This window comes from Halomonas sp. SIMBA_159 (genome assembly GCF_046536035.1).
Lineage (GTDB): Bacteria > Pseudomonadota > Gammaproteobacteria > Pseudomonadales > Halomonadaceae > Vreelandella > Vreelandella venusta_A.
Window position 1 is genome coordinate 117,521 of the sequence record NZ_JAWJBT010000010.1, and the last position, 19,674, is coordinate 137,194.

A 19,674-nucleotide genomic window follows, 5' to 3' on the forward strand; every position below is an offset into this window, starting at 1 on the left:
CCTGGATTCAGGTTTAAGAGAGTGTTTCGACCGGTGGGCGAGAGGTATCGCGGTTCTCTTTAAAGTAAGTGGTGAACCGCTCTTCGGCCTCTTCGCCAAACAGCACCCGACAGGCCTCTTTAAGCCCAGGCGACTGGCGCAGCTGTTCATGGTGCACCACCAGAGACACCTTAGCGCGGCGGCGTAGGAAGTCTTCCAGCTGGGTGATCATCTCATGGTCCCGCGCATGCTCTAACTCACAGCGAATATACTCGGTGCCTTCGATCAGAATATCGGCTTCAGAAGGGTCTTGGCGGATTTTTTCAAGCATGGGCATAGCCTGTTCCGCATAGCGCCGCCACAACCGCGAAGAGAGTGGCTCTGAAGATGTGGCCGCCGTCATCGCATCCAGGTTCATGCGTTTGGCTTGATCCATAAATTGCTGCTTTACCGGCTCGGGTGGTTCGCCGTACCAGTGGAAGTTAGGATCGCTTAACGGTACGCCAAGCCGTTTGACGTCTTCTGCAATTTCATCACCTACGTTGAGGCAGTCCGTTAGTTTGCCGCCAAAGATGCTGATATGCGCGCTCTCTGGGTTGGTATCGATCACGTGTTTGCGCGATAGCTGCAAGAAATCGCGGTCGCTGCCCTGATCGGCTTTAATGGCCAAGGGGCGTACGCCGCAGCGGGTAGAGATAATATCGTCTTGGGTCAGCGGTTTATCGAGCGTTAGGCGTTTGTTGATGTTTTCCAAAACGAACGCGATATCGTCGGCCGTTACGTCGACTTCTGGATGCTCCATATGGGTATCTGTAGTACCGATACAGGTACGGTTGCCCATTGGAATCACAAAGAATAGCCGCCCATCATCCGCAAAAAATGCCAGCACCCGCTTGGTGTCGGTTAACTGCGGCACGATCAGGTGTATACCTTTGGAGTAAAGATGCTGGTGGGTGGTTTTTTGCCCGGTGAGCGCATTGTGTTGGTCAACCCAGGGGCCAGCGGCGTTAATCAGCACTTTAGAACGGATGTTGAACGTGCTGCCATCCATCACGTTGCGCGCTTTCGTGACCCAGATGTCGCCTTCGCGCTCAGCGCCCAATGACTCAACGTAGTTAGCGGCCACGGCACCGTAGTTCAGCGCATGGCGTACAAAATTAAACACAAAGCGGGCGTCGTTATCGTGCAGGTAAGCATCAGAGTATTCAAACCCGCCAACGGCACCGTTGATATCAATAATCGGTTCTTCTTGCTTGATCTTTTTAGGCGATAGCAAGCGCGGCAGCTTCGTAAAACCGTTGCCCATCAGCCAGTAGAGCCAGGTGCCCGCCCACAAATAGCGTGGAGAGTGGCGGAAACCTTTGCTAATCGTGGTAAGAAAACGAATTTCTTGAACGGTAGAGGGGTAGCTTTTTATTAAGTGATTGCGGCTTTTACAGAGCTTGCGCACCAGTGCAAAGTCTTTGCTTTCCATATATTTAATGCCGCCCCAAACTAAGTTTGAGGAGTGCATGCTGGTACTGCCAGCAAAGTCGCCACGGTCAATCAGGGCCACTTTGGCACCTTTGCCCGCCAGGGCGGCGGCGGTTGCTGCACCATTGATGCCGCCACCGATAATCAGTGCGTCATAGTCATCAGTGTGCAATTTCTCGACATTACGGTTACGCAGTTTCATAGCGGTTCCAATTAATTAAGAAAAAGCCCCATGTTGGTGTGTGGTCTCAAGCAGTGAAGAACGCCATGCGGACCCGCTGATGACACCACTAGAATGGGCGGGCTTTCGCCCGCCCGGCAGGCATTAGCGGGTACCAGCCGCCATCCATGCTTCCATCATTTCATCGTAAGGAACGGTGGTTCCCTGTGGCATTTCATCGTCAAGCTTCGGCTTCGGTGAGCCTTCCTGATCAAGCCAGTACTGCGGGTCGCGCTCTTCGTTCAGCACTGGGGCATAGCTGTCGAAGACGTTGGCGCGGGCCAAGCGGTTCATGGTGTTGTCCATATCGGCCGCGAGCTTATCAAGACCCTCTTGCGGCGTGACTTCGCCACTCATGACCGGAGCTAGGTTCTGCCACCACAGCGGGGCCATACGCGGATAGTCAGGTACGTTGGTGCCGGTAGGCGTCCAGTTGGATTCGTTCGGGCTGCGGTAGAATTCCACCAAACCGCCCAGTTTGGGTGCCATTTCGGTCATCTGCTCAGAGAAAATGTCAGACTCGCGAATCGGCGTCAGGCCCGCCATCAGTTTTTCCAGCGAGGTGGTTTTCGCCACGGTGAACTGGGCAAATAGCCAAGCAGCGGTGCGGCGGTCTTCAGGTGTGGAGTCGAAGAAGGTCCAAGCGCCTACGTCCTGATAACCGACTTTCATACCTTCTTCCCAGTACGGGCCGGTGGGGGAAGGTGCCATGCGCCACAGCGGGTTACCTTCATCGTCGGTCACAGCAACAGACGGGTCGGTCATATCGGCGGTAAAGGCGGTATACCAGAAGATTTGCTGAGCGATATGGCCTTGGGCGGGCACGGGGCCAGCTTCACCAAAGGTCATGCCCTGTGCTTCAGGTGGCGCGAAGTCACGTAGCCAATCCACGGCTTTCTGCATCGCAAACACAGAGGCGGGGGAGTTAGTAGCACCACCACGGCTAACGCTTGCGCCGACCGGCTGGCTATCTTCGTTGACACGAATACCCCAGTCATCCACCGGGTTACCGGAAGGTACGCCGGGGCTGCCCATGCCTGCCATGGAGAGCCAGGAGTCATGGAAGCGCCAACCCAGCGACGGGTCGCGACGGCCGTAGTCCATGTGTCCGTAAACTTTGGTACCGTCGATTTCACCGACATGCTCGGTAAAGAACTCGGCGATATCTTCATAGGCAGTCCAGTTGGTGGGCACGCCTAGGTCATAGCCGTAAATTTCACGGAACTGCGCTTGCAGGTCTTCACGCTGGAACCAGTCATAGCGGAACCAGTACAGGTTGGCGAACTGCTGGGTGGGCAGTTGATAGAGACTGCCATCCGGGCCGGTGCCGTACTGCAGGCCGATAAAGTCGTCTAGGTCCAGAGTAGGCAGGGTGTAATCCGCCCACTCGTTTTCCATCGCCTGGCTTAGGTTGATGGTGGTACCGTAGCGAATATGGGTACCGATGGAGTCAGTGTCGTTCACAAAACCATCGTAGATGCTGTTGCCCGACTGCATCTGGTTCTGCATGGTATCGACCACGTCACCTTCGCCGATAATATTGTGAGTCAGGTTGATGCCGGTCAGCTCGCTAAACGCAGTGGCGAGCACTTCGCTTTCATACACGTGGGTGGTTAAACCTTCAGCCACGGTTTGAATATCCATTCCGCGGAAGGGTTCAGCGGCTTTGGCAAACCAGAGCAGCTCTTCAATCTGCTCTTCGCGGCTAAGCGTTGAGTTCTGGAAGTGTTCATCCACCAAGCGCTCGGCGATTGCCCTTGCGTCATGGTCATCTGCCATCAGGCTCCCCGAGGCGAGCATGAGGCTAGCGGCGAGGGTAGTAAGTTTGAACTTGTTATTACGCATGTTGACCTCGTTTTGTTGTGCTCTTCCTTGATAACGTGAGCGTCCTTGATACCGCCGTACATCCGCTGGGAGGGCCGTTGGCCTAACCCCAGCGCATCAACACCAGCAGCCATACCGCTGATAGTGCCAGCGCTATCCAGATGGATAGCGTTGTGAAGCCAATAACACCCAGATGAATAAACGCGGCGGAAAGCAGGCTGATAAACAGCCGGTCGCCACGGGTGGTGCTAATCGGTAAAAAGCCTTTACGTTCGATGGTGGGCGAGAGAATTTCCCACAGCGTCATCCCTGCTAGCATCGCTGCAATGGATGAAAAGAAAATGGCAGTCGGGGTAGTCCATACCATCCAAGTCATAGCGGTGCTCCTTAGGTGCGGCCCAGGGCGAAGCCCTTGGCGATATGGTTGCGAACGAAGTAGACCACCAAAATGCCTGGCACGATGGTGAGTACACCGGCGGCGGCCAGCGTGCCCCAATCAATGCCCGAAGCGGTGGAGGTGCGGGTCATAATCATGCCGATCGGTTGGGCGTCGGTAGCGGTCAGCGTGCGTGCCAGCAGCAGCTCTACCCACGAGAACATAAACAGGAAGAACAGCGTGACGCCGATACCGGAGCGGATCATGGGAATGAAAATCTTGATAAAGAAGCGCGGAAAGCTGTAGCCATCGATATACGCCGTCTCATCAATCTCTTTTGGTACGCTGCTCATGAAGCCTTCCAGAATCCAGATGGCCAGCGGAATATTAAACAGACAGTGGGCCAGCGCCACGGCAATGTGGGTATCAAACAGGCCTACCGAGTAGTAGAGCTGGAAGTAGGGCAGCAAGAACACCGCAGGCGGTGCCATTAAGTTGGTCAGCAGCCAGAAGAACAGGTGCTTATCGCCAATAAAACGGTAACGGCTGAACGCATAGGCAGCAGGCAGCGCCACACAGATAGTGATCAACATATTAAGCGCTACATACAGCATCGAGTTCACATAGCCCATGTACCAGCTGGAGTTGGTGAAGATGCCAATGTAGTTATCGAACGTCAGGTTTTGGGGCCACAGCGTCATGGAACCCAAAATTTCGCTATTGGTTTGCATGGACATATTGATCAGCCAATAAATCGGCAGGATCATCAGGAACAGGTACAGCCCCAGCAGAAACCGCGAGCGAAGGCGGCTGCGCGCATTGCGTTTACGCCGCTGAGCCGGGGTGGTTCTGCTAAATATGGTGTTGTATTTCTCGCCCTGCTGGGCGTTATCTAAGCGGTACATATCATGCTCCCCCGTGCGGGTTCTTATCTTTTTGCATGTGCATGATGGTGGTGTAGAACACCCAGCTCACGAGCAAAATAACCAGGAAGTAGATGATCGAGAACGCGGCAGAGGGCCCCAGATCCTGCTGGCCGATCGCCATGGTAGCGAGTGACTGGCTCAGGAAGGTGGTGGAGCTACCCGGGCCGCCGCCAGTTAGTACGAAGGGCTCGGCGTAGATCATGAACGAGTGCATAAAGCGCAGCAGCACCGCAATAACGAGTACGTTAGTGAGTTTGGGCAGTTGGATGTAGCGGAAGATCGCCCACTTAGAGGCACGGTCGATACGCGCTGCTTGGTAGTACGCTTCTGGGATAGAGCGCAGGCCGCTATAGCACAGCATGGCCACTAGCGGTGTCCAGTGCCAAACGTCCATCAAAATAATCGTTGCCCAGGCATCCCCCGCATTACGGGTGATGTTGTAGTTGATCCCTAGCTCGCGCAGACCGTAGCCCATGAGGCCGATATCGCCACGGGTGAAGATTTGCCAAATACTGCCCACCACGTTCCATGGGATCAGAAGCGGCAGGGTAATCAAGATCAGTACGGCAGAGGCCTGCCAGCCGCGTTTAGGCATAATCAGCGCAATGCCGATGCCTAAAGGCACTTGGATGGCGAGAATGGTCAGGGAAAACAGAATCTGGCGCACGAACGCGTCGCGCAGCGCAGAGTCGTTCAGAATGCTGTGGAACCACTCGGTGCCGGTGAAGAAGCGGGCATTAGGGCCCAACACATCTTGGACCGAGTAGTTGACCACGGTCATCAAGGGAATGATGGCGGAAAACGCCACCAGCACCAGCATGGGAAGTACCAGCAGCCATGCGCGGTTATTGAGTACTTTGTTATTCATGGCCGATCTCCACTAGATATTCATCGACATAGAGCGCGATGTGCTGATCGGAAAACACTGCATGGGCAGCATCACCTATCGGCGCGTGACCTTCAGGCAGGCGTGCCTTAAACAGCTGGCCGTTAAGCGTAAAGCTCAACAGCGAGTAGGTGCCTAAGTCCTGCAGATTGACCACTTCAATAGGTACGCTGTTTTCCTTAGGTGTCTGGCTGACCGTAATGAACTCCGGACGAATGCCAAGCTTGATATTGCTGGAGCCTGCGGCGGCCACGCTGCGGCTAACGGCCTCATTTACCGGTAGCGGCAGCTCGCCAAACATCACTTTGCCCGCTTGGTGAGACACGCTCATAAAGTTCATGCCCGGGCTGCCAATAAAGTAACCCACGAAGGTATGCGCCGGTTTTTCAAAGAGTTCACGGGGCGTGCCGAACTGCACCACCTGACCGTCATACATCACCGCGATTTTGTCGGCGAAAGTAGACGCCTCAAGCTGGTCATGGGTGACGTAGATCATGGTGATATTGAAGCGCTCATGGATCTCTTTGAGCTTACGGCGCAGCTTCCACTTGAGCTGCGGGTCGATCACCGTCAGGGGTTCGTCAAACAGGATCGCGGAGACATCATCGCGGACTAGCCCGCGGCCCATGGAGACCTTCTGCTTCTCATCGGCGGTGAGGTTTTTGGCTTTCCGAGAGAGTAGTGGCGTGAGGTCGAGAATATCGGCAATTTCTCGAACTTTGGGGTCGACCTTGTACTCGGGGGTGTTCATGTTGCGCAGCGGAAAAGCCAGGTTGTCGTACACCGTCATGGTGTCGTAGATCACCGGGAACTGGAACACCTGGGCAATATTACGCTCTTCCGGCGGCAGCTCGTTCACGCGGTGGCCATCGAACAGTACGTCGCCTTCTGAAGGCTCCAGCAGCCCAGAAATAATGTTCAGCAGGGTCGATTTACCGCAGCCCGACGGGCCGAGCAGTGCATAAGCGCCGCCCTGATGCCACACGTGATCCATCTGACGAATCGCGTAATCGCTATGGCTGCTAGGGGTTTTGCTGTAGCTGTGTGCCAAGCCTTTTAAAGTAATCTCAGCCATGAGCAGCGCTCCCTTGAGCAGAAGAGGGGATATGCACGGTGCTGCCCTGCTTATCAAAGGCGTACAGCTGATGCGTCGGGAAGTACACGTTAATCGCATCGTTCATGTGGAACTCATGAATGCCTGCCAAGTGCAGCACCAGCGGGAAGCGTTCATGACGCACGTGCAAAAACGTTTCGGAACCGCTGATTTCAGCAACATCGACCAGCACCGGCAGTTCTAGATCATCGTCAGACTGAGGTTTAAGGGTGATATGCGAGGCGCGGACGCCAAAGTCGTAATCGCCGGGGGCGAGCCGCTGAAGGCCGGGGTCGCAGGGGAAGTGTAGCGACTGGTCGAAAGTGATTTCCGTAGCGGTCAGCTTGCCGGGCACGATATTAATCGGCGGTTCGGAGAACATTTCGGCGCTGTGACGACCATTGGGCTCACGGTACACCTGTTCGGTGGGGCCGTACTGCAGTAGCTTGCCTTCATGCAGTACCGCCGTATTGCCGCCTAGGGCCAGTGCCTCGTTGGGTTCGGTGGTGGCGTAAACGGCAATACAGTTGCGCGCCTTAAACAGCTCGCGTAGCTCATCGCGCAGCTCTTCGCGCAATTTGTAATCCAGGTTAACCAGCGGTTCGTCGAACAGAATCAGGTCGGCATCTTTGACCAGTGCCCGGCCCATGGCGGTGCGCTGCTGCTGCCCCCCTGAGAGTTCTTGGGGGTAGCGGTCGAGCAGATGTTCGATATGCAGCATTTCAGCAATACTGCCTACACGCCGATCAATTTCCTGTTGAGGCGTGTTGGCCAGCTTTAAAGGGGAGGCGATATTGTCGCGCACCGTCATGCTTGGGTAGTTGATGAACTGCTGGTAGACCATGGATACGTTGCGTTTGCGAACCGAAACGCCGGTGACATCTTTGCCGTCCATGAAGATACGCCCGCGGGTGGGCTGCTCTAAGCCTGCCATTAGACGCATGAGCGTGGTTTTACCCGCCAACGTGCGTCCCAGCAATACGTTAAAGGAACCGGGTTCCAATTCGAGGTTAACCCCACTGATATGGGACTGACCCCCGACGACGTGGTCGATATTTTGCAAATGTAAGGACATGCCGATCTCGCTAGCGTCGTTGTTATTGATAGGTGGTATCGATAAATGCGTAGTGCGCTGATCGCGAGGGAGGATGGCTGGCCGTACTTATTGGGCGTTTATTGTGTGGCAACCAACCCGTGCGATATTTTCATTAACGAAAGGCTAGTTGATCATTTGCGAACTTGCAACGCTTTTGATGGCCGTTTGTATTCGCTTTTAGGCGTAGAAGAACTCAAAAATAGGGTTTTCAGGGGGAGTGAGAAGCTCGGTTTGCTCAGTCGCTACTACGCCCTATGGCTGTAATGTTCGTTTGATTCGTTTTAGAACATGCGGGGGGCATAAAAAAACCGGCCCTTGGTGGGCCGGTTGGACGAGGGCTAAAAGCCGTTTACTTAACGCTGGTCTCTGCCTGCGGCGATGCTTTGACAGGTGCTGCGTTATGGTCGATCAGTGTCGACTTGTCGTTGGCAAACGCGTCGTAAGCAAAATCATCAACGGTCAGCATTTCCAGCACTTCAGCTTCAAATGTGCGCATGAAGGCGGCGTCTTCTTCGTTGATCAAGCCTTTTTCAAGCGCTGCTTCTACCCGTGCTTCGGGGTGGAGAGCCGTTTGCGGCAGCTCACCTTTGGCGTAGGCTTTGTTTACCGTGCGGTAAATAGCCTCCGCGCGGTCGTACTCTTTCAGCAGCGCGTTGTAGCGTGCCAACGGGTTAGATTCTGTACCGTCGTCTTTGTCCCAGGTGTTGGTTAGCAGCTTGCTGCGTAGCGCACTTTGGGTAGAGACACGCTGTGCGATATCGCGGGCTAAATCGTCGTGTGGCTTATTCCAGCGACGGCCTGTAGGCATGACCACGACGTTGAGTACTTTACCCAGCGCACGGTTTGGCAGGTTGTCAAAAATCTCAACAAAGGCCTGCTCTGCGCGGTTTAGCAGGAACTGCATGCTGTAATGCAGTAGGGCTTCTTCGCCTTCTACTTTATTGCCGTTATGCCACTGCTTGAGCACCATAGAAGCAAGGTAGAGGTTGGAAAGAATGTCGCCCAGGCGGGCGGAAAGCATTTCGCGTTTTTTCAGCGTGGAGCCGAGGCTGGCCATCGCAGCATCCGCACACAGGCCGAAACCTGCGGAGAGGCGAGCGATATCTTGGGCATAACCGACAGCGGGGCCGCTGAAGGGAACACTGGGTTTGCTTAGGCCAAACCCTAAGGTGAAGGCGCGGGCAGCGTTGCCAAAGATTAAGCCCGCATGGCCGAAGAAGGCCTTATCGAAGGCTTTCACATCGTTGGCATCTTTGGCGGCCAGCTCTTCCAGCACATAAGGGTGGCAGCGAATCGCGCCCTGACCAAAGATCATCAGGTTGCGGGTCATAATGTTCGCGCCTTCCACGGTGATGGCTACCGGGTTCGCGCTATAGCCAATACCCAAGTAGTTGCGCGGGCCTAGGGTGACCGCCTTGCCGCCGTGCACGTCCATTGCATCGCTAAGCAGCACGCGCTGAAATTCGGTCAGCTGGCTTTTCAGGATGGCAGAGGGTACCGCTGGCTTTTCGCCATGGTCGATCAGGTTAGCGGTTTGATACACCGTGGCCGCCGAAATGTAGGCCAGTGACGCCATGCGAGCCAGAGGCTCTTGCACGCCTTCCATCTCTGCGACCGGTACGTTGAACTGACGACGCACGCGGGTAAAACCGCCGCTCCAGCCCAGTGCGTAACGCGCGGTGCCGGTGGCGCCAGAAGGCAGCGTTATGCAGCGGCCAATCGAGAGACACTCGACCAGCATGCGCCAGCCTTGGCCAATCATATCCGGGCCACCGATAATGGTGTCCAGCGGTACGAACACGTCTTTACCCTTAATCGGGCCGTTCATGAACGGGCTGCCAATTGGGTGGTGACGACGGCCGATGTCCATGCCTTGGGTATCGCGGGGAATCAACGCTAGGGTAATGCCACGGTCTTCTTCTTCGCCCAGCAGGTTTTCCGGGTCGAAGAGGCGGAATGCTAGGCCAACCACGGTGGCAATGGGCGCCAGGGTGATCCAGCGCTTCTCGAAGTTCAGGCGCACGCCCACGACTTCTTCGTCATTAATGACCTGCTTACAGACCACGCCGGTATCTGGAAGGGAAGTCGCATCTGAGCCTGCGCGGGGGCCGGTGAGGCCAAAGCAGGGGATTTCGCGGCCATCGGCCAGGCGGGGCAGGTAGTGGTCTTTCTGCTCTTGGGTGCCGTACTTCAGCAGCAGTTCGCCTGGTCCGAGAGAGTTGGGTACGCCCACGGTTACCATCAGCGTTTCGTTGGCGGAGAGCTTCTGCAGCACCATCGACTGCGCTTTGGCAGAGAAGCCCAAACCGCCGTACTCCTTCGGAATGATCATGCCGAAGAAGCCTTCTTTTTTCAGGAAGTCCCACAGCGCTTGCGGCAGATCGGCGCGCTCACGGGCGATATCCCAGGCGTTGCACATGCCAGCGGCTTTTGAGCACTGGTTGTCTAAAAACGCCTGCTCTTCGTCACTCAAACCGTCGTCTTTAAAGTCGAGCAGCGATTGCCACTGCGGCTTACCAGAGAACAGCTCGCCATCCCAAGAAACGCTACCTGCTTCCAGGGCAGTGCGCTCGGTGGCAGATACTTTGGGCGCCACTTTTTTGAAGGTGGCAAAAATGCGTGGGGTGAGCCACTTACTACGCAGCGCAGGAAGCCCCGCCACGGCAACAGCAGCAGCGCCAACCAATAGCAGGGTGCCGATAACGGGCGCGCCTAATGCCACGCCTATTAAGCCCAATACGCCTAGCAGAGCAAGGGCGGGTGTAGCACCTGCCTCGCGACGCATCACCACGAGCAGGCCTGCAATGGCCAGCACGATCAGTAATAAGGTGAGCATGGGGAAATCTCCGTGAGTGGTTATTAATGAACGTATTTAAACGTATGTTTGAATATTCGCAGAGTCATGATGCCTTGTGCAAGCATTTCACCGTTATACGTTCGCTCTATATCTTCAATGTAGCGCAGTTAGGGCATAAAAAAACGCCATGGCGGGAGACCATGGCGTTTTGACGCAGCGGGTTAGCTTGCCCGTGCCGTTATCAGCTTACGATGCCTGTTTGGCAGGCGCTCCGTTGGCTACGTAGTACTCAACGTTAGCGCGGGGCAGCGGCTCGTGACCACGGATACGGTCGGCGATTTTTTCTGCCAGCATAATCGTGGGGGCATTAAGGTTGCCGGTAGGAATGACCGGGAACAGCGACGCATCCACCACGCGCAGCCCTTCAAGCCCATGTACGCGGCCTTGGGCGTCGGTGACGGCCATCTCGCCCTCGCCCATGCGGCAGCTACCGCAGGGGTGGTAGGCGGTTTCGGCGTGCTGCTTGACGAAGCTATCGAGCTCTTCATCGCTCTGTACGTTAGGGCCTGGGGCGATTTCACGGCCTCGGTATTGATCAAACGCTGGTTGAGCGATGATCTCGCGAGTTAAGCGAATGGCATCGCGGAACTCTTCCCAATCTTTCTCTTTGGCCATGTAGTTGAACAGAATGCTCGGTGCCGCATGGGGGTCTTTAGACGTCAGACGAATACGACCGCGGCTTTCTGAACGCATGGAACCGACGTGCGCCTGGAAGCCATGCGCTTGAACGGCACTCTTGCCGTTATAGCTAATGGCGATAGGCAGGAAGTGGTACTGCAGGTTCGGCCACTCCTCTTCATCACGGCTGCGAATGAAGCCACAGGACTCAAACTGGTTGCTGGCACCCACGCCGGTGCCGTTAAACAGCCATTCGGCACCAATTTTCGGCTGGTTGTACCACTTCAGCGCCGGGTAGAGCGAAATAGGCTCTTTGCACTCGTACTGAATGTACATTTCCAGGTGGTCTTGCAGGTTTTCACCGACGCCGGGTAGGTCGTGCACCACGGGAATGCCCAGCTCTTTCAGCCACTCCGAATTACCGACGCCTGAACGCTGGAGAATTTGCGGTGAGGCAATCGCGCCGCCGCACAGCAGTACTTCACGGCGTGCGCGTGCCTGCTGGGGCTGGCCTTTCTGCTCGTAGCGTACGCCGACGGCGCGTTTACCGTCGAACTCAATGACATCGGTGACGGCGTGAGTTTCGATGGTTAAATTGCTGCGCTGTTTGGCAGTGTCCAGGTAGCCACGGGCAGTGGAGGCGCGGCGGCCCTTCGGCGTCACAAAGCGGTCCATGGGGCCGAAGCCTTCCTGCTGGTAGCCGTTGACGTCGTCCGTTTCCGGGTAGCCAGCCTGTTTACCTGCTTCGATAAAGACGCGGTAAAGCGGGTTGTTGCCTGCTTTGGGTGTGGTCACGCTGACCGGGCCATCGCCACCGTGGAAGTCGTTAGGGCCGATATCGCGGGTTTCGCACTTTTTGAAGTAGGGCAGGCAGCTTTGGTAGTCCCACTCTTCCAAGCCGGGCTGTTTGGCCCAGTTGTCGTAATCCAGGGCATTGCCGCGGATGTAGCACATGCCGTTGATCAGCGATGAGCCGCCAAGACCCTTGCCACGGCCACACTCCATGCGACGGTTGTCCATGTGCGGTTCGGGGTCGGTTTCAAACGCCCAGTTATAGCGCTTGCCTTGCAGTGGGTAGGCCAGGGCTGCGGGCATTTGGGTACGAAAATCGAAACGATAGTCAGGGCCACCGGCTTCCAACAGCAGCACGCTGACATCGCTATCTTCGGTCAAGCGAGTGGCGAGTACGTTACCCGCAGAGCCAGCGCCGATAATAATGTAATCAAATTCACGTGGTTGAGACATCAATGTTTCTCTCATCAAGAGGGTAATAAGCGGGCACAGGTAGACAAGATGTAAAAATGCCTATCTGTGCCGCCATGTTTGAGAGTGTTGATTCAGTCGTTAAAACACTGACTCAAACGGGCCCATCTCGATCTGTACGGACTTGGTCTGGGTGTAGTGATTCAGCGTTTCCACCCCGTTTTCACGGCCAATGCCGGACTCTTTGTAGCCACCGACCGGCATCTCAGAGGGAGATTCGCCCCAGGTGTTGATCCAGCAGATGCCTGCTTCCAGCTGGTGAATGACGCGGTGCGCGCGGTTCAGGCTTTCGCTGAACACGCCCGCGGCCAGGCCGTACTTGGTGTCGTTGGCGCGGCGGATCACTTCGTCTTCGTCATCAAAGGCGAGTACTGACATCACCGGGCCAAAGATCTCTTCTTTAACAACGCGCATCTCATCGGTGCAGTCGGTGAACACGGTAGGGGCAGCCCAGGCGCCTTTGGCCCATTCTCCGCTGTTCCACGCTTCGCCACCGGCCAGTACACGCGCTCCTTGCTCTTTGCCAAGCGCAATGTAAGAGAGCACTTTTTCCTGATGCTCAAAGCTCACCAGCGGGCCAAAGTTGACGCTTGGGTCCATCGGGTCGCCTGCTTTGATGCGCGCCACGCGCTCTACCAGCTTGGCCTCAAACGCCTCTTTGACGCTGCGCTCGACAAACACACGAGTGCCGTTGGTGCAGATTTGGCCGCTGGAGTAGAAGTTCGCCATCATGGCGGCATCGGCTGCGCGGTCGAGGTCGGCATCTGCAAACACGATTAGCGGTGACTTGCCGCCCAACTCCATCGTCACGTCTTTCAACGTAGAGCCACCGGCCGCTGCCATGACCTTCTTGCCTGTGCCCACTTCACCGGTGAACGAGACTTTGGCAATGCCTTCGTGTTCGGTCAGCATGGCGCCTACGCGGCCATCGCCCTGAACGACGTTAAACACACCGTCTGGCAGGCCTGCTTCGGTGAAAATTTCGGCAAGCTTAAGCGCCGTTAGCGGGGTGACTTCACTGGGCTTGAACACAATCGCATTGCCAGCGGCGAGCGCAGGAGCGGCTTTCCAGCAGGCAATTTGAATCGGATAGTTCCAGGCACCAATCGCACCAATGACACCTAGCGGCTCGCGGCGGGTGTAAACAAACGAGCTATCGCGCAGGGGAATTTGGCTGCCCTCAATCGCCGGGGCAAGGCCTGCGTAGTACTCCAGAGCATCGGCACCGGTCACGATATCGACGCTGGCGGTTTCGCTAATGGGCTTGCCGGTATTGCGGGTTTCTAGCTCAGCAAGCTCGTCATTACGCTCACGAAGAAGTGCTACGGCACGCAGCAGGATGCGTGAGCGCTCCATGCCTGTCATCGCGGCCCATTCGCGCTGGCCACGCTGCGCTGCTTGAACGGCGCTGTCGACATCGGCTTGGCTCGCCTGGCCGATAGTGGCCAACAGGCTGCCGTCGTAAGGATTGGTAACGGTAAATGTTTCGCCGGAGGTGGCATCAACCGGGCGACCACCAATATAGAGGGGTTGTACGTTTTGAACGGCCATGTTGATCTCCTTAATAAAAATCGGCAGTGGATGCGTCTTGATAGCATCCGTAATGAGTCAGTAACTGGTCGAGATAGGTGTGCGCAAGATGGCGCGCTTCTGCGGCATCCAGGCCTTCGGGCGTTAATGCTCCGCGCAGCCATAAACCATCAATCATGGCGGCTAGGCCACGAGCGGCGTTGCGGGCATCGGCTCTTGGCATTACCCGTTGAAACTGATGGCAAAGATTGGCGTAAAGACGACGGTCGTTCACATACTGAAGCCGCTGAAGTACGGGCTTGTGCATGCTGCTGGCCCAGAAGGCTAACCACGTCTTAGCGGCGGGGCCGGTGACCTGGGTGCGATCAAAGTTGCCTTCAATAATGGCGCCAATGTGCGCACGCGGTGAATCGTCTTCTAACGCATGGCGTCGCGCGGCCACGGCATCGCTTAGATCCGTCAAAATTTGGCGCATGGTAGCCTCAAGCAGGCCATCTTTTCCGCCAAAATAGTGGCTAATAATGCCCGCGGAAACCCCAGCGTGTCGGGCGATGCGCATCACCGTCGCTTCGGCAAGGCCAACCTCATCAATGGCCGCCATGGTGGCCTTGATTAACTGCTGGCGGCGTATTGGTTCCATTCCCACCTTAGGCACAGCTATCTCCTAATGACGTTGAATGCCCATTGGCTCCTCACCTTGAAAAGCAGGAGTAGGCATGATTACCTGAATATGATGGCATTTTTTTATTGAACGTTCAATCAATAAAAGTATGCCTGATCGCTTCTCACCTCTGCGTCTGTTGTTTGCAGAGCGTGTGTCAATAAAACAGATCATGAGGGAAGAGCTTTATGAAACAAGTAACAACGCGTCGTTTGGGCACTTTATTCATCACCGCTTTTTTACCCGTCACGGCGTTTGCCAATGAATGCAGCAGCGTTCGTTTTGCTGAGGTGGGTTGGACAGACATAACGGCAACCACGGCGCTGGCCAGCGAAGTGCTCGAAGCGCTTGGCTACGAGCCCCGTGTGGATACTGTCTCGGTTCCTATCGCTTATGCAGGTATGCGTAATAACGATTTTGATGTGTTCCTGGGTAACTGGATGCCTTCCATGGCTTCGATCAGCGACCCGTACATTGAGCGAGGGGAGGTTGAGCGTCTGACCGCCAACCTTGAAGGTGCTAAGTACACTCTCGCCGTGCCGCAGTATGTGTATGACGCTGGCGTGACCTCCGTTAATGATTTAGCCGAGCACGCAGAGCGGTTTGAGCAGCGCATTCACGGCATTGAAGCAGGTAACGACGGTAACGAACTCATTGAGCAAATGATCGACGATGACGCCTATGGTCTCGGCGATTGGCAAGTGGTCGATTCCAGCGAGGCGGGTATGCTGGCTGAGTTAAACGCACGCGTTCCCAACGAGAAGTGGATGGTATTTCTGGGGTGGGAGCCGCACCCGATGAACAGCAACTTCGAGATGGCGTATCTCTCTGACGCGGATGATTACTTCGGTCCTAACTTAGGTGGTGCGACGGTTTACACGAATACCCGCGCAGGGTTTGTGGAGTCGTGCCCGAATGTGGGTGAATTGCTGAGCAATATGACGTTTACACTGGAAATGGAAAACCAGTTAATGAGCGCCATTATGGATGAAGGTATTGACCCGCGTGAGGCGGCGCGTACGTATCTCAATGATCACCCGGAAGTACTTGAAGCATGGCTAGAAGGCGTGACCACGCGTGAAGGCGAAGAGGCACTGCCTGTTGTCAAAGCAGCGCTGTAAGCCCGTTTGCGCTCAGTGAGACATGCAATGTAAAAAGGCAGGCCGTTTCGGCTTGCCTTTTGTCACTCATATAGGCATAATCTGCACCCGCTGATGCCGAAAAGGCTACGTAGCTCAGCTGGTTAGAGCACATCACTCATAATGATGGGGTCCCCTGTTCAAATCAGGGCGTAGCCACCAATCAGCGCAAGTATGCAGTTCAAAAGCATACGACTATGGTGGCCCCTTAGGTCCTCCCGCAACGCTAAACTGCGAACCCCGCCAGGCCCGGAAGGGAGCAACGGTAGTGGTGGCTGCGTGTGCCGGGATGTGGCTTTTGGGGCTGCCTCCATTTCTGGTTTTTTCCTCTCCTTTCTAGTGTTTAATGCCGATGCCTCTTTGGTGTCGTCGGTCATTGCTATACGCACTATTCCTTTATTATTACCGTCCTCTTTGACTTTGCTGAGCAGCATGGTCAGACGCGTGAGCGTTTAAGTATTGCGCACATAAAAGCCACTGTCCGGCGCTTCCCCTCTTTGCAGACGATTGAAAAGAGAGTAGGCCGGGCAGTGGCGCGGTGCTGAAAATGGCGCGTATCAGTTCAGTTTTGAACGATACTTATGGTTTCGTTAATGGGCGTCAGGGTGCAGCGATAGCGCTTTCTCTTTGGCGATCCAAGTGGCCAGAAAGCCGCGTGAGCACTAACGCAAGCACTACGATACCAGCGCCTATCCAGGCCGTGTCGGCGAGCTGCATTCCATCGACAACGTAGCCACCGGTGACAGAGCCTAGCGCAATCCCAATGTTGAACGCGGCGATGTTCAGCCCCGACGCGATATCGACGGCTTCGGGGACGAAACGCTCGGCTTGCTGTACCACATACACTTGCAGCCCCGGTACGTTACCAAACGCAAAGGCTCCCCAAACCAGCACCGTCAGCACAGCGGCGATGGGGTGCGCGGCTGACAACGTCAACACCAGTAAAATGGCGATAAGACCCGAGAAGATTACTGTCAGCGCAGGAATGGGACCCATACGGTCAGCCATTTTACCGCCGTAGATGTTGCCGAAAGCGACCGATACGCCATAGACCAGCATGATCAAGCTCACGGCATTATTTCCAAAGCCACTCACCTCTTGCAGGATGGGTGCCAAGTACGTGAACGCGGTGAACGTGCCGCCATAGCCCAGAATAGTAATCAGGTACACGAGCAGTAGACGAGGATGTGTGAGCACCTTGAGCTGTTGACCGAGGGTCGCCGGCGCGGACTTTTTTAGATTGTTGGGGATGAGGAGGGCGCTGCCGATCAAGGCGATCAACCCTAGAGACGACACGACCAAGAAGGTGGCGCGCCAACCGAAGTTTTGTCCAATCCACGTGCCTAGCGGTACGCCGGTCACGAGCGCCACGGTAAGGCCTGTGAACATGATAGCAATTGCGCTCGCTTCTTTATCTTTGCTGACCAAGCTAGTGGCAATGGTTGAACCGATAGAGAAAAAGACGCCGTGGGCAAGCCCCGTCAAAATACGTGCGGTAATCAACGAGCCGTAGCCCGGCGCTTGCCAGGCCAGCAAGTTACCGACGATGAACAGCGCCATCAGGCCGAGCAGCACCAGCTTGCGATTCATACGCCCAGTGAGGGCGGTCAGCACCGGTGCGCCAACGGCTACACCAGCGGCGTAGAGGCTTACTAACAGTCCTGCCGAAGGCAGCGAAACGCCCAAGTCTTGGGCAATGGTGGGCACCAATCCAACAATTACGAATTCGGTGGTGCCAATAGCAAAGGCACTGAGGGTCAGTGCGAACAGTGCAATAGGCATGGCAAATCTCCTGTGAAGAGGGGGGCGACGTAACGCTGCGGAGTTTGCGCTGGATGCCTTATGCGATAAACAGTACTAAAATAGAAACACTTTTACGTTATCGACAATAATGTGTGCGCTAGGAGTTCATCATGTTGAGCCGCACCGAAGATTTGCAGCTCCTGGTTGCTGTCGTGGATAGCGGTGGTTTCAGCGCAGCGGCCCGGCAGATGGATGTGCCCGTCGCCAAGGTCTCCCGTGCCGTGCAGCGTTTGGAGCAGCGGCTGGGTATCCCGCTTCTGAACCGCACGACCCGCAGTGTGACCCTCACCAGTGAAGGGAGAGCTTTTATCGAGCGTGTGAGAGTTGGTTTGAGCACGCTTGAAGAAGCCGAAGAGGCGATGCGGTTGAGCCAGGTGCGCCCGAGTGGACGGCTGCGTGTCGATGCGGCGACGCCTTTCGTGCTGCATCAACTCGTGCCTTTGATTGGCGCATTCCGCGATCATTATCCCGGCATTGAGCTTGAGCTTTCCGCCTCTGATGGCATCATCAATCTGTTGGAGCAGCGAACGGATGTCGCGATCCGCATCGGCGGGCTAGAGGACTCCACGCTTCACGCCCGCCTACTGGGGCGCTCGCCGCTGCACCTGGTGGCAAGCCCACATTACTTGGAGCGCCACGGTGTGCCGGTCAGCCCGGCAGCATTGCGAGATCATCAGTTACTTGGGTTTCTGAACGCAGACAGTCTTGATCGCTGGCCGGTCGAAGGGTTAACGCAGGAAGGCCCTAATATCCAGGCGCACATGCGGACCTCAAGCGGTGAGGTTATGCGGCAACTGTGCTTGGCAGGCGAGGGCATCGCGTGTATGTCACGGTTTATGATTCGTAACGACTTAGAAAAGGGCGCGTTAGTGGGGTTGATGATGGATCGTATGATCAGTCCAAACCCCCGTGAAATGGTTCAAGCGGTCTATTATCGTAATACGGCGCTTTCGGGCAGAATTGGTGCTTTTCTAGATTTCGTGGCACCTCGGTTAAAGCTTTGATGATCAATCCTTTAATGCGCGTCGCGCTACGCACGCCCTCTATGTGGATACCCCGATGACAACCGTATTGCGTTGGCTGGCTGCCGTAACGGCACTGTTGGTCTTATTGCTGGCTGGGCCGGTGTGGATATTGGCCAGTAACCAGGTTATTACCGATGGTCACTGGTCGAATCTCGACCGTTCGTCTGCGGGGTTGGCGCCCCATCCTGATCATGTCCAAGACGCCGTCGTACAGGTATATGCGGCCCGTGCCTATAGCTGGCGCGGAGCCTTTGGTGTGCATATCTGGATTGCGACAAAAGCAGAGGGCGCGCGAGATTATCAGCTGCATCAGGTGTTGAGCTGGCGCCGACCCACGGTGGTTTCTTCCATCGACACGCCTGATCGCGCTTGGTTTGGGCATCCGCCTGAGCTGCTCGCCGATTATCGAGGTGCCGAAGCCGCTGAATTAATACCTCGTATCCAAGACGCCGTGGCGCGCTATCCGCAAGCTGATTTGTACCGAGTTTGGCCCGGCCCCAATAGCAACAGCTTTATTGCCTGGGTGATACGTGAGGTCGAGGGCTTTGAGGTTGCGCTGCCGACCACGGCGGTGGGTAAAGATTACCTCTTCAATGGTGTCGTTGCTCCCACCCCCAGCGGAACCGGTTATCAGCTCTCGTTAGGCGGTGTGTTTGGCTTGATGATGGCGTTTGAAGAGGGTATTGAATTGAACCTGCTGGGGATGAGCGTAGGGGTTGATGTAAAGCGCCCTGCGCTAAAGCTGCCAGGTATTGGTCGATTAGGGATGCCCGCGCTCGTAGCGGGCAACCGTGATTAGCCTTTTAGAACGCGCATAGGGTCTAGCGTCCTGGATTCATAGAATAACCGCAGCACTTTGGATCACACAGTAGAGGAAGGAGGGCCAGCGCCGGTACCCTCTCGAC

General features: G+C 55.8%; 15 protein-coding genes, 1 tRNA gene and 1 other RNA gene. 5 read left to right on the plus strand and 12 right to left on the minus strand.

Features of this window, described 5'->3' with window-relative positions:
• Positions 1 to 13: 13 nt before the first annotated feature.
• From R0J87_RS08340 to betI, 11 genes are all read right to left on the minus strand, one after another.
• The gene (locus tag R0J87_RS08340) at positions 14 to 1,654 is read right to left on the minus strand and encodes a glycerol-3-phosphate dehydrogenase/oxidase (protein WP_498885534.1); all 1,641 of its coding nucleotides are present in this window, start codon (positions 1,652 to 1,654) and stop codon (positions 14 to 16) included.
• Positions 1,655 to 1,777: 123 nt separating this feature from the next.
• A complete protein-coding gene (locus R0J87_RS08345) occupies positions 1,778 to 3,517 on the minus strand; it encodes an ABC transporter substrate-binding protein (RefSeq protein ID WP_498885535.1) in 1,740 nt (579 codons plus the stop codon).
• A gap of 82 nt (positions 3,518 to 3,599) precedes the next feature.
• Entirely contained in the window at positions 3,600 to 3,872 is a 273-nt protein-coding gene (locus R0J87_RS08350) for a DUF2160 domain-containing protein (protein WP_188638549.1), read from the minus strand.
• A gap of 11 nt (positions 3,873 to 3,883) precedes the next feature.
• Complete coding sequence (locus R0J87_RS08355) at positions 3,884 to 4,777, minus strand: carbohydrate ABC transporter permease (protein WP_498885536.1); 894 nt, start codon at positions 4,775 to 4,777, stop codon at positions 3,884 to 3,886.
• A 1-nt stretch (position 4,778) separates the two neighbouring features.
• On the minus strand, positions 4,779 to 5,666 hold the full coding sequence (locus R0J87_RS08360; protein ID WP_159342407.1) for a carbohydrate ABC transporter permease: 888 nt from the start codon (positions 5,664 to 5,666) through the stop codon (positions 4,779 to 4,781).
• Complete coding sequence (locus R0J87_RS08365) at positions 5,659 to 6,759, minus strand: ABC transporter ATP-binding protein (RefSeq protein WP_498885537.1); 1,101 nt, start codon at positions 6,757 to 6,759, stop codon at positions 5,659 to 5,661. Before R0J87_RS08365 ends, R0J87_RS08360 begins: the two co-directional genes overlap by 8 nt.
• Complete coding sequence (locus R0J87_RS08370; RefSeq protein WP_404341825.1) at positions 6,752 to 7,852, minus strand: ABC transporter ATP-binding protein; 1,101 nt, start codon at positions 7,850 to 7,852, stop codon at positions 6,752 to 6,754. The genes R0J87_RS08365 and R0J87_RS08370 overlap by 8 nt, the downstream gene beginning before the upstream one ends.
• Positions 7,853 to 8,222: 370 nt before the next feature.
• The gene (locus tag R0J87_RS08375; RefSeq protein ID WP_498885539.1) at positions 8,223 to 10,709 is read right to left on the minus strand and encodes an acyl-CoA dehydrogenase; all 2,487 of its coding nucleotides are present in this window, start codon (positions 10,707 to 10,709) and stop codon (positions 8,223 to 8,225) included.
• Between the two features lie 207 nt (positions 10,710 to 10,916).
• Complete coding sequence (gene betA / locus R0J87_RS08380; RefSeq protein WP_404341821.1) at positions 10,917 to 12,593, minus strand: choline dehydrogenase; 1,677 nt, start codon at positions 12,591 to 12,593, stop codon at positions 10,917 to 10,919.
• A 99-nt stretch (positions 12,594 to 12,692) separates the two neighbouring features.
• On the minus strand, positions 12,693 to 14,162 hold the full coding sequence (betB, locus tag R0J87_RS08385; protein ID WP_404463123.1) for a betaine-aldehyde dehydrogenase: 1,470 nt from the start codon (positions 14,160 to 14,162) through the stop codon (positions 12,693 to 12,695).
• Between the two features lie 10 nt (positions 14,163 to 14,172).
• On the minus strand, positions 14,173 to 14,796 hold the full coding sequence (gene betI, locus R0J87_RS08390) for a transcriptional regulator BetI (RefSeq protein WP_253504315.1): 624 nt from the start codon (positions 14,794 to 14,796) through the stop codon (positions 14,173 to 14,175).
• Between the two features lie 194 nt (positions 14,797 to 14,990).
• Here betI and R0J87_RS08395 point away from each other — a divergent pair, with 194 nt between their 5' ends.
• The 3 genes from R0J87_RS08395 to ffs all read left to right on the plus strand — a co-directional run bounded on the left by R0J87_RS08395 (position 14,991) and on the right by ffs (position 16,245).
• Positions 14,991 to 15,923 (plus strand): choline ABC transporter substrate-binding protein, encoded by a 933-nt coding sequence (locus tag R0J87_RS08395; protein ID WP_498885542.1) that lies wholly within the window; start codon positions 14,991 to 14,993, stop codon positions 15,921 to 15,923.
• A 103-nt stretch (positions 15,924 to 16,026) separates the two neighbouring features.
• Positions 16,027 to 16,103 (plus strand) — tRNA-Met (locus R0J87_RS08400).
• 45 nt (positions 16,104 to 16,148) lie between these two features.
• Positions 16,149 to 16,245: signal recognition particle sRNA small type (gene ffs, locus R0J87_RS08405), an RNA gene on the plus strand.
• 296 nt (positions 16,246 to 16,541) lie between these two features.
• Here the strand turns inward: ffs and R0J87_RS08410 are convergent.
• Positions 16,542 to 17,723 (minus strand): MFS transporter, encoded by a 1,182-nt coding sequence (locus R0J87_RS08410; RefSeq protein WP_498885544.1) that lies wholly within the window; start codon positions 17,721 to 17,723, stop codon positions 16,542 to 16,544.
• 131 nt (positions 17,724 to 17,854) lie between these two features.
• Between R0J87_RS08410 and R0J87_RS08415 the strand changes: the two genes are divergently transcribed.
• Positions 17,855 to 18,748: a LysR substrate-binding domain-containing protein gene (locus R0J87_RS08415; protein ID WP_498885546.1), complete on the plus strand. Its 894-nt coding sequence runs from the start codon at positions 17,855 to 17,857 to the stop codon at positions 18,746 to 18,748.
• Between the two features lie 55 nt (positions 18,749 to 18,803).
• Positions 18,804 to 19,568 carry a DUF3750 domain-containing protein gene (locus tag R0J87_RS08420; RefSeq protein WP_498885548.1) on the plus strand — a complete coding sequence of 255 codons (765 nt, stop codon included), beginning with the start codon at positions 18,804 to 18,806 and terminating at the stop codon, positions 19,566 to 19,568.
• Positions 19,569 to 19,674: the final 106 nt, after the last annotated feature.

What these genes read in the sequence shown, in the direction of transcription:
- R0J87_RS08410 (WP_498885544.1), bottom strand. Translation starts at nt 17,723, where the DNA reads ATGCCTATTGCACTGTTCGCACTGACCCTCAGTGCCTTTGCTATTGGC.
- R0J87_RS08365 (WP_498885537.1), bottom strand. Translation starts at nt 6,759, where the DNA reads ATGGCTGAGATTACTTTAAAAGGCTTGGCACACAGCTACAGCAAAACC.
- R0J87_RS08370 (WP_404341825.1), bottom strand. Translation starts at nt 7,852, where the DNA reads ATGTCCTTACATTTGCAAAATATCGACCACGTCGTCGGGGGTCAGTCC.
- betA (WP_404341821.1), bottom strand. Translation starts at nt 12,593, where the DNA reads ATGTCTCAACCACGTGAATTTGATTACATTATTATCGGCGCTGGCTCT.
- R0J87_RS08355 (WP_498885536.1), bottom strand. Translation starts at nt 4,777, where the DNA reads ATGTACCGCTTAGATAACGCCCAGCAGGGCGAGAAATACAACACCATA.
- R0J87_RS08350 (WP_188638549.1), bottom strand. Translation starts at nt 3,872, where the DNA reads ATGACTTGGATGGTATGGACTACCCCGACTGCCATTTTCTTTTCATCC.
- betB (WP_404463123.1), bottom strand. Translation starts at nt 14,162, where the DNA reads ATGGCCGTTCAAAACGTACAACCCCTCTATATTGGTGGTCGCCCGGTT.
- R0J87_RS08345 (WP_498885535.1), bottom strand. Translation starts at nt 3,517, where the DNA reads ATGCGTAATAACAAGTTCAAACTTACTACCCTCGCCGCTAGCCTCATG.
- R0J87_RS08360 (WP_159342407.1), bottom strand. Translation starts at nt 5,666, where the DNA reads ATGAATAACAAAGTACTCAATAACCGCGCATGGCTGCTGGTACTTCCC.
- R0J87_RS08395 (WP_498885542.1), top strand. Translation starts at nt 14,991, where the DNA reads ATGAAACAAGTAACAACGCGTCGTTTGGGCACTTTATTCATCACCGCT.
- R0J87_RS08340 (WP_498885534.1), bottom strand. Translation starts at nt 1,654, where the DNA reads ATGAAACTGCGTAACCGTAATGTCGAGAAATTGCACACTGATGACTAT.
- R0J87_RS08415 (WP_498885546.1), top strand. Translation starts at nt 17,855, where the DNA reads ATGTTGAGCCGCACCGAAGATTTGCAGCTCCTGGTTGCTGTCGTGGAT.
- R0J87_RS08375 (WP_498885539.1), bottom strand. Translation starts at nt 10,709, where the DNA reads ATGCTCACCTTATTACTGATCGTGCTGGCCATTGCAGGCCTGCTCGTG.
- R0J87_RS08420 (WP_498885548.1), top strand. Translation starts at nt 18,804, where the DNA reads ATGACAACCGTATTGCGTTGGCTGGCTGCCGTAACGGCACTGTTGGTC.